We start from the raw sequence: 13,103 nt of genomic DNA, 5'->3' as shown, positions 1-13,103 counted from the left end.
TATGGTAAATGTAACAATGAAAGAAGTACTACTGCCAAATGGAGAAACACTTGCGTACAGAGAAAGAGAAGGCGGGGAGAAAAAGCTTTTATTAATCCACGGAAACATGACTTCCTCCAAGCATTGGGATCTTGTATATGAAAATATCAATCCAAAGTATACAGTCTATGCAGTTGATTTACGCGGGTTCGGAAACTCGACGTATAACCATTTAGTCATGTCTATTAAAGATTTTTCAGATGATGTGAAGCTGTTTGTTGATGCACTTGGCTTAAGGGACTTTGCTATTGCTGGATGGTCAACCGGTGGTGCTGTAGGGATGCAGTTTGCTGCTGATTATCCAGGCTATTGTAACAAACTGATTTTACTTGCTTCTGCATCCACAAGAGGCTATCCGTACGATGGAAAAATAAAGGATGAAGATGAGTTGCGGAGATTGACCATGCATGAAGAAATGAAGCGCGATCTCGTTCGCACCATTCCTATTCAAACAGCATATGACACCAATAACAATGAACTGCTAAAGTTGATATGGAATTCAGTTATTTATACCCATAATCAACCGGAGCCTGAACGTTATGATGAATATGTTCAAGATATGCGAACGCAGCGAAATCTCCCTGAGGTGTATTATGCCTTAAATAACTTTAATATGAGCCATCATTTTAATGGCCTGGTTGAGGGCAATGGGAAAGTAGATGACATCGATGTACCTGTATTGGTTCTTTACGGAGAGCGGGATATGGTGGTTGTACAAGAAATGACAAACGAGCTTATCGAGGACTTGGGAGATAAAGCAACCGTCATAGAATTAAAGAATTGCGGTCACTCGGCATTAGTAGATGATCTGCCGCAATTGTTGCATGCAATGGAACAATTTTTAGATAGTGAGGTTAAGGTATGAGATTACAGGATAAAGTGGCCATTATCACAGGGGCTGCTGCTGGAATTGGATTAACGGCAACAGAAGTTTTTGCGCGTGAAGGTGCCAAAGTGGCCATGGCAGATTATAATGTGGAACAAGGAGTAGAGCAGGCAAGTCTGTTAAGGGAAAAAGGCTATGAGGTGACATTTTTTCAAGTCAATGTAGCGGACCGTGTCAGTGTAGATTCAATGGTTGAAAAGGTACGTGAGGTATATGGAAACATCGATATCCTGATTAATAATGCGGGGATCACAAGAGATGCCATGCTGTCAAAGTTGAAAGTGGAAGATTTTCAACAGGTAATCGATGTCAACTTGACAGGTGTATTTCATTGTACACAAGCCGTCTTACCATCCATGGTTGAAAAGGGAAGAGGTAGAATTATCAACACTTCATCTGTATCAGGAATTTACGGAAATGTCGGTCAGACGAATTATGCGGCCACGAAAGCCGGCGTGGTTGGAATGACGAAATCGTGGGCAAAGGAGCTTGGAAGAAAAGGAATCAATGTCAATGCGGTTGCCCCAGGCTTTATAGAAACAGGCATGACGGCAAAGGTTCCAGAAAAAGTATTAAATCAAATGAAGCAAATGGTGCCGCTGGCCAGACTAGGCAAGCCGGAGGATATTGCAAATGCTTATCTTTTCTTGGCTTCAGATGAATCCAATTATGTAAATGGAACCGTTCTTCACGTAGACGGCGGAATAATGATGTGAGTGGAAAAAGCGACCTTGAGGGGTCGTTTTTTTTATAAATGGAACATGTAACTCACCAGTAACTAATTAAAAGTAAAATGGTTCCATCTAGTAGTGAAGGAGCGATTGTTTGGTGAGGTGGGAACTGGATTGGCTGGATAATAGAGCTAGATTATCGCCAAAAAAAATAGCGGTTATCGATGAAAATACAAATAAGACGTGGACATATAAAGAATTAAATAACCGTGCTGCATCTGTGGCTAGCTGGCTTAAGGGACGCGGCGTTAAACAAGGAGACCGCATTGCATTGCTCTCTCCCAATCATATTAGTTGCTTTGATTTATTATTTGCCTGCAGTAAAATCGGTGCTATATTCGTCCCACTTAACTGGCGTTTATCGATACATGAGATACGAGAAATCGTAAAAGATTGCAGCCCAGTTTTAATAGGAATTCATCTGCAATTTGAAACTCTCAGTGACCAATTTACGGACATAGGTTCAAGCTGCTTTAGTGTTGGAGAGGCGAGTTATGAGACGATCGCCTCCTTTCCAAAGTGTGAAAATTTTACCCAAGATATATTTGAAACTAATCCGTTAGCGATGATTTATACAGGGGGGACAACCGGAAAGCCAAAAGGTGTGGTACTTAGCCATCAATCCATCCTGTGGAATGCGATGAACACAATTATCAGCTGGAGCCTAACAGGGGAAGATGTAACAATAAACTATTTACCTATGTTTCATACCGGCGGATTAAATGCTTTAAGCATTCCAATCCTTATGATTGGAGGAACAGTGGTAATAGGAGATCAGTTTTATGCCCCAAAAACTATTGAGTCCATCAATCATTATCGCTGCACCATAATACTCTTGGTGCCAACAATGTATCATATGCTTATCCAAACTGACGAATTTCAGACTACTGATTTTCCGACAATGAAGATCTTTTTATCTGGTGCTGCACCATGTCCCTTACAAATATACGACGCCTTTCAAAAAAAGAAGCTGGCTTTTAAAGAGGGATACGGCTTAACGGAAGCAGGGCCGAATAATTTTTATATTAGTCCGCAAGATGCCCAAGTCAAACGTGGTTCAGTGGGTAAGCCGATGGTGTTTAACTCGATCAAACTAATGAAAGTAGATGGTCAAGAAGCAGGTGCTAACGAAGTTGGTGAGCTTTGTATTAAGGGGAAGCATGCTTTTTCGTATTATTGGAATCACGAACAGGCCACCGAGGAAACATTAAGAAATGGATGGGTTCATACTGGGGACTTGGCAAAAAAAGATGAGGAGGGTTTCTTTTATATCGTTGGGCGGAAAAAGGATATGATTATTACCGGTGGCGAGAATGTGTACCCTCTTGAAATTGAGCACTGGCTCGCTGAGCATCCTGGGATTGATGAAGTAGCAGTAATAGGTTTGCCGGATGAAAAGTGGGGAGAAATGGTAGCTGCATTTATTATACTTAAAGATTCTTTCGAATTAAATGTGGAAGAGTTGAGAGAATATTGTGAAGTTAAACTAGGTCGGTATAAACTTCCTAAGAAATTCATTCTTTTACATGAGCTCCCTAAAACACATGTTGGAAAGATTGATAAAAAGAAATTAAAAGAAATAAGTCAGATTAGGTAAAGGAGAACAAATTGTTCTCCTTTTTTAATGCTGGGCAAGATTTATCGCTGCTTCTGCTGCAGTTAAATCGACCTTGAGTTGTTCACTTAATTCATGTGGATGGTAATATCCATTAGCAACCATATAATTGCTAATTGTTTCATGTGTAGCAATCGCTGCTCGTAATTGTACTCTTAAAGCAGTTCTTAGTTCTGGAGTAGCTGCTTCTGTAATCGCAGCAGCATAATTCCTTACTCCCGATTTAGCCGAAATCAAGAAATCAGTTGCAATCACCTGATCTGTCATTCCGCCCATTCCAGTCATGTTTTGTAAAAACTGATTCATCATTGTTCACCCCGATTCGTTAAAAACTGCTGTAATTGTTGAATGTGCCCAGTTCCACTTGTTACATCCGCTGAGAGTATAGCTCTAAGTTCTTCATCTTGTGCTAATGCACTCATTGTAGTTGCTTTTGTTAAGCAAAGGTTTTTAAAAGTTAATAATTCATGAACTTCAAGTGTTTCGTGCAGCCCTAAATACTTAGTCATTCATCTCACCCCATTATTATGCATTTTTTGCTTTCTTATATTTTCAATGAACAGAACTTATTATTCATTTATCTTGAGGAAAAATATTAATAGGTAAATCGATAAGCTTGCATAAATGGAAAAAGTAATGGGGGAAAATACCTCTGTTATTAATTGGAGGTGAAGGTATGGAAAAGGAAACCTTAGCTTTACATGAGACGTTAGAAACCCATGAAATCATCAACTTTAAAACCGTATGTTTGCTTAGATCGAAATTAATGCAAGGAATATGTTTCAACAATGAGTTAAAGCAGCTGATGGAAAAAGATGTACAACAATCCATTCAAGATATTAACGAACTTCTGCCCTTTTATAAACAGAGTCAAATACTACATTAATTGGAGGTGGAATCATGGAAGATTATTTAGACCCGAGGAATGCTGAGGGAATGCCAAATCTAGCAGATTCAGCTTTTGCACTTGATTTTTTATTATCTGTAAAAAATGGAATCCGAAATTATGGTTTTGCGATTACAGAAACAGCAAATCCACAGCTGAGAAGTATTTTGGTTAAACAAATGGAAGCCGCAATCGATTTACATGGTGAAATATCCGATCTGATGATGAAAAATAAATGGCTTCATCCATATGATTTTAAAGAACAGTTTCCAATCGATATAAAAGGTGCTGAAACAGCTGTCCAAATTGCTCAATTAAATCTTTATCCGATTGATACGGATCGAGGCGGAATGTTTGCAACGCCAAATAAATAAAAGGAGGGATATTGTTAAATGAAAGCCGTTACGTACCAAGGAATTAAAAATGTAGAAGTCACAGAGGTAGAAGATCCCTCTATTAAAAAACCAGATGATATCATTATCAAAGTTACAACCTCCGCCATTTGTGGGTCTGACCTGCATCTATTACATGGAATGATTCCAAATATGCCAACAGACTTTGTTATTGGGCATGAACCAATGGGAGTGGTGGAAGAGGTAGGACCAGAAGTAACAAAAGTAAAAAAAGGGGATCGCGTGATTATTCCGTTTAATGTCGCATGCGGTCATTGCTGGTTTTGTGAGCATGATTTGACAAGTCAGTGTGATAACTCAAATGAAAATGGGGAAATGGGCGCGTATTTTGGATACTCGGATACAACGGGTGGAATCCCTGGCGGTCAAGCAGAATATCTACGTGTTCCATACGGTAATTTTACTCCTTTTAAAATCCCGGAAAACTGTGAAGTGGATGACGAAAAATTGGTGACTTTAGCGGATGCCTGTTCTACTGCATACTGGAGTGTTGACCATGCAGGGGTTAAACCTGGGGATACTGTCATTGTACTGGGATGTGGCCCTGTTGGTTTACTAGCACAGAAGTTTGCCTGGTATAAAGGAGCTAAAAGGGTTATCGCAGTGGATTACATCGATTATCGTTTAGAGCATGCAAAGAGAACTAATAAGGTTGAAACGGTGAATTTTGAACAACATGATAATACTGGTGAATACTTACGTGAAATTACAAATGGCGGTGCAGATATCGTTATCGATTGCTCAGGCATGAGCGGAAAAATGTCTCCGATGGAATTTCTTGCATCAGGCTTAAAGCTTCATGGCGGAGCAATGGGCGGTATCGTTATCGCTTCCCAAGCCGTACGTAAAGGTGGTACCGTTCAAGTAACAGGTGTTTATGGCGGCCGTTATAATGGGTTTCCACTTGGTGATTTTATGAACCGTAATATTGATATTAAAATGGGACAAGCTCCTGTTATTCCCTATATGCCGTTTTTATATGATTTAATTGCCAAAGGTGAAGTAGACCCAGGAGATGTAGTTACGCATGTTTTACCGCTAGCTCAAGCAAAACATGGTTACGAAGTATTCGATACGAGAACAGATGGCTGTATCAAAGTGGTGTTAAAACCACATTAAGCATGAAAAAAATGATTTCACAAAGAGGGATGGATACCATCCTTTTTTTCGTGAAATCATTCGCTGTTATAGATAGTATTATTGTTTAACAAGGGATACATTTTTGCCTCTAAACCAAATCCATTACGCCTTCAATAAATAAATTTGATAGAAGCGATTGTGTTTTATTTACGTTGTAGACAAGATAAAAATACCTTTCATCATCGAAACCAAATAATTCATGCATCTTCAGCATGTTTTTACCGGAATATTCCCGTGCGACTATTTCTGACGTCACCGAAATACCTACATTTTGGATGACAAATTGTAAAAGGCTCTGCCCGTCTTCTATATAGGCAACAACATTTATCTGGTCCTTTGCTATTTTATTTTTTTTCAAGAATCTTTCGAGGATGGCATTCGTTCCTGAATATGAATTACGCATCACAAAAGGGTAATGTAAAATATCCTGAATGTTAACTGGACCATTTATATCCATTTCATTCGAGGTAACTAGGACTAACTTCTCCTTTAATAACGGAATATAGCGAAGCTTATCATCCTCATATTTCTCCCCTAAAACACCGAAATCAACTGATCCGTTCAGTACCTTTTCAGCCACGTTTTTTGAAGATGATTGATGGATATGAAAGTAGACCTCTGGATAGTTCTGCCTAAATTGCTTCACCATTTTTGGAATCACAAATTGCCCGGGTACAGAACTAACAGCCATTCGAATCATCCCTCGAAGATCAGTCATCCCCTGTTTCAAATCAAGTAGAGCTTGGTCTTTTAATAATAACAATTTACGTGCCCATTGATACAACCGTTCCCCATTTGGAGTTAGGATACTTTCCCTGCCAACGCGATCAAAAAGCTTGATACCAATCGTCCTTTCTAACGATTGGATATGAGAGCTCACTGTTGATTGACTTAAGAAAATATCTTCAGCTGCTTTTGAGAAGCTTTTATGTTCAACTACCTTTGTAAATACGTATAACTGGTGTAAATCCAAGAATTATCACCCCAGACTTTTCGATTAATAGTAATAGATAAAGTAGATAATTTGAATAGTTTATTTTATCATAAAATAGATGATTGAATTTAAAAAGTTCAAAAAACGTCCATTGTTAAATTTGAATTCAAATTAGTATCATAGAATTATAAGAAATGTTTGATATTTTAAATATCTAGGAGGGGCAACAGATGGCAAAAGCGATTCAGGAATATTCCTTGGCAGATCTGATGACGAGGATAGAAGAAATATTCAATGAAAATCCAGGACCTATTAAAGGCTTTAACGCCGTGGTTCAGTATGACGTCTACGACCAGGAACCCGCAACCTACCAGCATTTTTTTCATGATGGAAAATTAACGATTAAGCAAGGTGCAGAAGCAGTTCCTACTGTAACGATGGCGCTGTCATATGATAATTTCAAGAAATTCCTCCTAGGTAAACAAAGTGGTACCATGGCATTACTCACTGGTAAGGTAAAAGCAAAAGGTGACTTAAGCACCGGATTTAAAATTGAGAGCATCCTCCGTAAATATAACATTAAAGAACCGTTATAATGCAGAAGACTGCTGAGTAAACCTCAGCAGTCTTTTATTAAACAAGTATGGTTGCATTTTCAGCGGCCAAACATTGGTCCAAGATCCAGGACCACTTCCCATGACCTGACTTTGCATTAATATGGCCCATGTTTGGGAATGTAATAGAAGGCACCCCCATATTCAAATACCTTTCCCTATGCTGCTGATGGCAGTACGGGTCATTTGATGAATGAACAAAAAGGGTTTCTTCACCATTTCTTGATAGATTCCTCTTCTCTAAGGGTACTGGATAAAAAGATGTCGCTTCCTTAAGGACAATTTCTGGAGAAGGAGGAGCAACTAGAATGACTCGTTTAGCTATTCGCTTATTATTTAGTGCAGAGTAATGCATCCAAAGTAAACAACCTAAGCTGTGTGTAACAACGATCAATTGCTGATTTTTAGGAATTGTCTGGATTGCTGCAGTCAATTCTTTCAGCCACACTTCTTTGTTGGGTGAGTCAAACTCAGTAAATGTTGGATAACAAACGTGATAATTTTTTTGTCTCAACTCCTGTGCAAGCCAGGTTTGCCAGTGATCTGGTCCGCTTCCCCCTAATCCATGAACAATTAAAAAACTGTATTGGCTCAAATAATCCCTCTTCTCTTTGTTTACTATTCCGATGAAATAAGTTGGTATTAACAGAATTATAATCTTTTCGGTAGAAAAAGGCAACGGAAGTCAAAGCAAATAATTATTGGCAGTTTCAAACAAAAAAAGTATATTTGCAATTCAAACGATAAACAATCAATATTAATAGGTAGTTATGAAGAAAGTAGGGGTATTTTTGACAGATTTTTTATCATTGGGTATTTCCCCATCGTTAGTAGAACAACTTCGCGGCATAGGTATTGCAAAACCCACACCCATTCAAGAACAAGCGATTCCTTTTGTAATGAAGGGCAGTGATATTATCGCTCAAGCACAAACAGGGACTGGAAAGACGTTTGCGTTTATCCTGCCAATACTTGAAAAGATTAATATTGATGCAACACATATTCAAGCGCTGATCGTGACTCCTACAAGGGAGTTGGCCTTGCAAATCACAGAAGAAGTGGAAAAATTGATTGCTGATAAGACGGATGTAAATGTATTAGCCGTCTATGGTGGCCAGGACGTAGCAAAACAGTTAAAAAAATTAAAGAGAAACCCACAAATTGTGGTTGGAACACCTGGCCGGCTATTGGATCATATTAGAAGAGAAACGATTAGATTATCAGAAATCTCCTATCTTATTTTAGATGAAGCAGATCAAATGCTGCATATCGGATTCTTAGGAGAAGTAGAGGATATTATCAGGGAAACGCCTCAGACAAGGCAGACTATGTTGTTTTCGGCCACCATTCCTCCGGAAATCCGCAAGTTAGCCAAAAAACATATGCGAGAACCTGAATACATCCAAGTGGAAAAAACACAGGGACCTGCTGAAAGTGTGAAACAGATCGCTATTCATACAACCGATCGGGCAAAACAAGGCACACTTATTCAATTAGTTGAAACCTATCGGCCTTTTTTAGCGGTAATTTTTTGCCGAACGAAACGAAGAGTCAGTAAGCTTTATGATGTCTTAAAAGCTCACGGTTTTTCATGTGATGAGCTGCATGGGGACTTATCACAAGCAAAAAGGGAACAAGTAATGAAGAGATTTAGAGAGGCTGAGATTCAGCTATTAATTGCAACGGATGTCGCATCAAGAGGATTGGATGTAGAAGGAGTTACTCATGTATTCAATTATGATATTCCTCAGGATACTGAAAGCTACATTCATCGGATAGGACGAACAGGCAGAGCAGGAATGACGGGTTTGGCCATTACCTTTTACACCTCAGACGACCGTCCTGCTCTCGAATTAATTGAAGATGAGCTAAACATTACGATTCCAAAACAAAACATAGGAAACACAAATAGTACAGAAGAGAGTCAGAAGGATACTAGAAAACCCCGCCCGGCTGGCCAAAAAGAAAGACGTGGAGGAAGAAAAGAAAACTCTCCAGAGCGCGGGAGACAGGATAGACCGATCAAGGGAAAAAGAACCAGTACACCTTCCAAAGGATTTAAGTCCGAAAGAAATGGAACAAAAAGTGGTTCGCCAAGAAATAAGGGTACAAAAACGGGATCAACAAGAAATAAACAGCGATAAATGATAGCTTTAAAAAGCAAAAGGGACTGAAATAAAATTTCAGCCCCTTTCTTTTTTATATGCCTGCTTTCATACCTGTATTTGATTTAACTAATACTTCTTCATATTTCTTCACATCTGCCTTTTGGTTCGAGAAGATCGTTCCAAGATAACCTGCAAGGAAGCCAAGCGGAATCGAAAGGATTCCCGGTGTAGTATAAGGGAAGAGAGGGTTACCAACAAAAATAGCTTTTCCTACTTCAGGACTGAACACATTCGGACTAATAATCACCAGCCCAATTGCTGAAATCAGTCCAACCACCATTGCCCAAATTGCACCAGATGTATTAAATCGCTTCCAGTAAATAGTGTAGATAATGACTGGAAGGTTTGCACTGGCTGCAACGGCAAAGGCGAGTGAAACTAAGAAAGCCACATTAAGAGTTTGGGCCCCTAAAGCAAGAATAATAGAAATGACGGAAACACCAATAGCAGCCCAACGTGCCATGCTAACTTGCTGTTTCTCTGTTGCTTTACCCTTTTTCAGAATTTCATTGTAAAAATCATGGGCAAATGCAGAGGCTGCTGTTAGAACGAGCCCAGCCACAACTGCTAGGATGGTAGCAAATGCTACGGCAGAGATAAACGCAAACAACATATTGCCACCTAAGGCCTGGGCCAAAAGAGGAGCAGCCATATTACCTGCAGGATTCGCGGCCACAATTTTACTTGTACCAACAAAGGCGGCTGCACCAAAACCAAGGAAAATTGTCATAACATAAAAGATACCAATAATCCAAGTAGCGTAAACGACAGAACTGCGGGCAGTCTTTGCATCCTTAACTGTGAAAAAGCGGACTAATATATGAGGGAGACCGGCAGTACCGAGAACAAGTCCCATGTTTAAGGAAATTGTATCAAGCCCAATTTTATACTTTACGCCAGGATTTAGGAAGGTTTCCTTTAAGGGTGTGGCGGTTTTCATCTGAGCAAACATATCTGTAATACTGTAGTTAAACTTAGCAAAAACAATAATAGAAATGACGAAGGTCCCACCCATTAATAGAACTGCTTTAATGATTTGCACCCAGCTTGTTGCGTGCATGCCTCCAAAAATAACATACACTGTCATTAACACACCAACAATTAATACAGAAGTTGTGTATTCTAAGCCTAATAATAATTTAATGAGTGCACCCGCTCCGACTAGCTGAGCGATCATATAAAAAATGGAAATTGTAACGGTGTTCATGGCAGCAAATCCACGTACTTTCTTCGCATCAAAGCGGGAGGCAATCATATCTGCAAAGGTATATTTTCCAAGGTTTCGCATGGGTTCGGCTACGATATACAGAACCACTAGGTAAGCAACAAGGAAACCAATACTATAAAAGAATCCATCAAAACCTGTTAAGGCTACTGCACCAGCTATCCCAAGAAAGGATGCGGCAGACATATAATCACCAGCAATGGCGAGTCCATTTTGCCAACCTGTCAACCCTCCACCAGCAGTATAAAATTCACTAGCATTCTTCGTCCGTTTCGAAGCGTAATAGGTAATGATTAAAGTGACAAAAACAATACAAAGAAACATCGTAAAAGCAGCTGTATTCATTAGCTTTTTCCTCCTTCATCAACCACTTGAGCAGCTAACTCATCAAATCTTGCTGCCTTTTTCGAGTAGAGCATGCACAAAACCCATGTCATTACGAATTGTAAGAAAGCAAAAACCCATGCCCAAGTGATACTTCCAATAAACTTGTGGTTTAATACCGTGGTATAAGAAGTTAATATGGGCAATGCAAAATAAAAACAGAAAAAGAATATGGTAATGGGAATGATAAATTTTTTCTTTTCGGAGAGTAATGTCTGGAAAGATGCTGATTGAACAATGGCACTATAATCGCTTTCAGAATTAGCCTTTATTTGTTTTGCCTCCAATGGAAGCTCCCCCTCTCATAAAAAACCTTTGTGCTGAATCTGAGGTTAAAAGAAAAGACAATGCTGGTGGGTCAAATGGTGAAGAAACTCAAGCTGGAAAGAAGAACATGAGGAAATATCATATATTAGTTTTGAGTAGTTAATCCCCCTTCGATTACAGATTTTTCTAAATTTTAAGAATTATTATACGCTTTTATTATAGTGAAAATACAATTAACAACGCAAGATGAATTTGTAAAAATAGGAAATTTTTATCATTTTTGAGAGGGATGAAAAAGTAGGTTACAAAATAAAAAAACCTTTGCTTCGCAAAGGTTTTTTGAATATGGAGACTATCGGGATCGAACCGACGACCTCTTGCATGCCATGCAAGCGCTCTCCCAGCTGAGCTAAGCCCCCTAATAATTTGGTACAAGGAAAATTATATCCGCATTACAAATAACTTGCAAGAGGAAATTTTGTAATTTTTTTCAATAGTAACAGGGCTATTAACTTATACTTTCTATTTCTACTTTTTGTACTCCTTCTATATTAGAGACTGATGCATACACTTCTGTAGTCTTATTACGATAATCTACTGCTAGTAATATCTGCACCAGATGATCTCCGTTATCTAAATCTTTAATTCTAAGTCGACGAATGATATATTTTTTTTCGAGGAGAAAGGTAATTGCTTTGTCGATTTGTGATTGGTCTCTTATAAAGAGTTGAAGCGTAATTTCTTTTTCACGTAATTGTTTCGGTCCAAATAGTTTCATTAAAAAAGGAATTAATTCAACACTTATAATAAGAAGAGCTACCCCCACAAATGCTTCTAAATAAAATCCAGCACCAACTGCAATGCCAATACCCGCTGCTCCCCAAATCATGGCAGCAGTCGTTAAACCTGAAATACTGTCATTCCCTCTTCTTAAAATTACGCCTGCCCCTAGAAAACCGATTCCAGAAACAATTTGCGCCGCCAAGCGAAGTGGGTCCATGGTGATCTTCACATCATCAGAATTAGGAAACATATATGCAGATTGAATAGATACAATGGTGAGCAAACAGCTTACTACAGATATAACAAGACTGGTTTTCAGTCCTACAGGTTTTCTTTTTAATTCACGTTCCATACCAATAATCAGGCCAAAAACTGCGGAAATACCCAGTTTAATTAGAACATCTATCTCCATACTGTTCATACTCATTCACGTCCTATTTATTAGTTAGTAGAATGTAAGCAGTTAATAAAGAATGCGGTTACCTAAGAGGAACATACTTTGATTTTACACATAATGGAGTATGTAAGGGAAGAACGAAAGCATTCCTAAGGGGATACACGCGTCAAATGATTTGAAAGTATTTGAAGGTGTTCCTATTATTTTATCCTTCCCTCATACTGGTTATGACTTAATTTATTTACCCACAAATTAATATAAATAAGAAAGAAATTAACCAATAGTTTTTTTAAAGAGAAGATATAGGAAATGTTCAATAGTAATAATAAATAATTTTAATCCGAAAAACTTTTAAAATTATATTGCAATCATTTTTATAACATGTTATATTAAATCTCGTCCTCAGCGAGAGAGTCAAACAACAAAAGAAAGAGAAAAAAGTTGTTGACATTAAGCTAGGCGGTATGATAAATTAAGGAAGTCGCTTTTGTAGGGTACATGCTCTTATTAAGAGAGAAATACTTTCGAATGCGCAAATATTGTTCTTTGAAAACTAAACAAACAAAAACGTCAACAAACAAAAATTATTAGCTTCTTATGAAGCTAAGCCAACGTAACAAA

15 protein-coding genes and 1 tRNA gene are annotated in these 13,103 nt (G+C 38.5%); 8 read left to right on the top strand and 8 right to left on the bottom strand.

The features are described 5' to 3' along the window. Position 1: 1 nt before the first annotated feature. From phaZ to AC3A54_RS14155, 3 genes are all read left to right on the top strand, one after another. Positions 2-904, top strand: coding sequence for an intracellular short-chain-length polyhydroxyalkanoate depolymerase (phaZ, locus tag AC3A54_RS14165; protein ID WP_487654916.1), 903 nt, complete (start codon positions 2-4; stop codon positions 902-904). Beyond that, on the top strand, positions 901-1,641 hold the full coding sequence (fabG, locus tag AC3A54_RS14160; RefSeq protein ID WP_487654915.1) for a 3-oxoacyl-ACP reductase FabG: 741 nt from the start codon (positions 901-903) through the stop codon (positions 1,639-1,641). Before phaZ ends, fabG begins: the two co-directional genes overlap by 4 nt. A gap of 112 nt (positions 1,642-1,753) precedes the next feature. Further along, a complete protein-coding gene (locus AC3A54_RS14155; protein WP_487654914.1) occupies positions 1,754-3,253 on the top strand; it encodes an acyl-CoA synthetase in 1,500 nt (499 codons plus the stop codon). A 24-nt stretch (positions 3,254-3,277) separates the two neighbouring features. On the opposite strand, the gene AC3A54_RS14150 is transcribed toward AC3A54_RS14155, so the two are convergent. Further along, a complete protein-coding gene (locus tag AC3A54_RS14150) occupies positions 3,278-3,577 on the bottom strand; it encodes a spore coat protein (protein ID WP_487654913.1) in 300 nt (99 codons plus the stop codon). After that, complete coding sequence (locus tag AC3A54_RS14145) at positions 3,577-3,780, bottom strand: hypothetical protein (protein WP_308082782.1); 204 nt, start codon at positions 3,778-3,780, stop codon at positions 3,577-3,579. Before AC3A54_RS14145 ends, AC3A54_RS14150 begins: the two co-directional genes overlap by 1 nt. Before the next feature lie 167 nt (positions 3,781-3,947). Between AC3A54_RS14145 and AC3A54_RS14140 the strand changes: the two genes are divergently transcribed. From AC3A54_RS14140 to AC3A54_RS14130, 3 genes are read left to right on the top strand one after another with little or no spacing between them, the layout of a single operon-like run. Further along, positions 3,948-4,157: a spore coat protein gene (locus AC3A54_RS14140; RefSeq protein WP_308082783.1), complete on the top strand. Its 210-nt coding sequence runs from the start codon at positions 3,948-3,950 to the stop codon at positions 4,155-4,157. 14 nt (positions 4,158-4,171) lie between these two features. Continuing rightward, positions 4,172-4,531, top strand: a complete 360-nt coding sequence (locus AC3A54_RS14135) for a spore coat protein (RefSeq protein ID WP_308082784.1) — start codon at positions 4,172-4,174, stop codon at positions 4,529-4,531. 18 nt (positions 4,532-4,549) lie between these two features. After that, entirely contained in the window at positions 4,550-5,689 is a 1,140-nt protein-coding gene (locus AC3A54_RS14130) for a zinc-dependent alcohol dehydrogenase (protein WP_308082785.1), read from the top strand. A 109-nt stretch (positions 5,690-5,798) separates the two neighbouring features. Here AC3A54_RS14130 and AC3A54_RS14125 read toward each other — a convergent pair whose 3' ends face one another. Next, the gene (locus AC3A54_RS14125) at positions 5,799-6,683 is read right to left on the bottom strand and encodes a selenium metabolism-associated LysR family transcriptional regulator (protein ID WP_487654912.1); all 885 of its coding nucleotides are present in this window, start codon (positions 6,681-6,683) and stop codon (positions 5,799-5,801) included. A gap of 191 nt (positions 6,684-6,874) precedes the next feature. Between AC3A54_RS14125 and AC3A54_RS14120 the strand changes: the two genes are divergently transcribed. Continuing rightward, positions 6,875-7,240, top strand: coding sequence for an SCP2 sterol-binding domain-containing protein (locus AC3A54_RS14120; protein ID WP_487654911.1), 366 nt, complete (start codon positions 6,875-6,877; stop codon positions 7,238-7,240). Between the two features lie 37 nt (positions 7,241-7,277). On the opposite strand, the gene AC3A54_RS14115 is transcribed toward AC3A54_RS14120, so the two are convergent. Beyond that, complete coding sequence (locus AC3A54_RS14115; RefSeq protein ID WP_487654910.1) at positions 7,278-7,853, bottom strand: RBBP9/YdeN family alpha/beta hydrolase; 576 nt, start codon at positions 7,851-7,853, stop codon at positions 7,278-7,280. A 196-nt stretch (positions 7,854-8,049) separates the two neighbouring features. Between AC3A54_RS14115 and AC3A54_RS14110 the strand changes: the two genes are divergently transcribed. Continuing rightward, entirely contained in the window at positions 8,050-9,402 is a 1,353-nt protein-coding gene (locus AC3A54_RS14110) for a DEAD/DEAH box helicase (protein ID WP_487654909.1), read from the top strand. A 55-nt stretch (positions 9,403-9,457) separates the two neighbouring features. Here the strand turns inward: AC3A54_RS14110 and AC3A54_RS14105 are convergent, their stop codons facing one another. The 4 genes from AC3A54_RS14105 to AC3A54_RS14090 form a co-directional block, all read right to left on the bottom strand. Then, on the bottom strand, positions 9,458-10,996 hold the full coding sequence (locus AC3A54_RS14105; protein ID WP_487654908.1) for a solute symporter family protein: 1,539 nt from the start codon (positions 10,994-10,996) through the stop codon (positions 9,458-9,460). Then, positions 10,996-11,322: a DUF485 domain-containing protein gene (locus AC3A54_RS14100; protein ID WP_487654907.1), complete on the bottom strand. Its 327-nt coding sequence runs from the start codon at positions 11,320-11,322 to the stop codon at positions 10,996-10,998. Before AC3A54_RS14100 ends, AC3A54_RS14105 begins: the two co-directional genes overlap by 1 nt. A gap of 326 nt (positions 11,323-11,648) precedes the next feature. Then, positions 11,649-11,721: transfer RNA gene (locus AC3A54_RS14095), tRNA-Ala, on the bottom strand. Between the two features lie 89 nt (positions 11,722-11,810). After that, a complete protein-coding gene (locus tag AC3A54_RS14090) occupies positions 11,811-12,497 on the bottom strand; it encodes an MgtC/SapB family protein (protein WP_374121063.1) in 687 nt (228 codons plus the stop codon). Between the last annotated feature and the right edge of the window lie 606 nt (positions 12,498-13,103).

It is taken from the genome of Neobacillus sp. Soil_C_43, from assembly GCF_057656715.1.
Note: the sequence above shows the minus strand (reverse complement) of the source record. Positions and strands in the feature narration are given on the sequence as shown.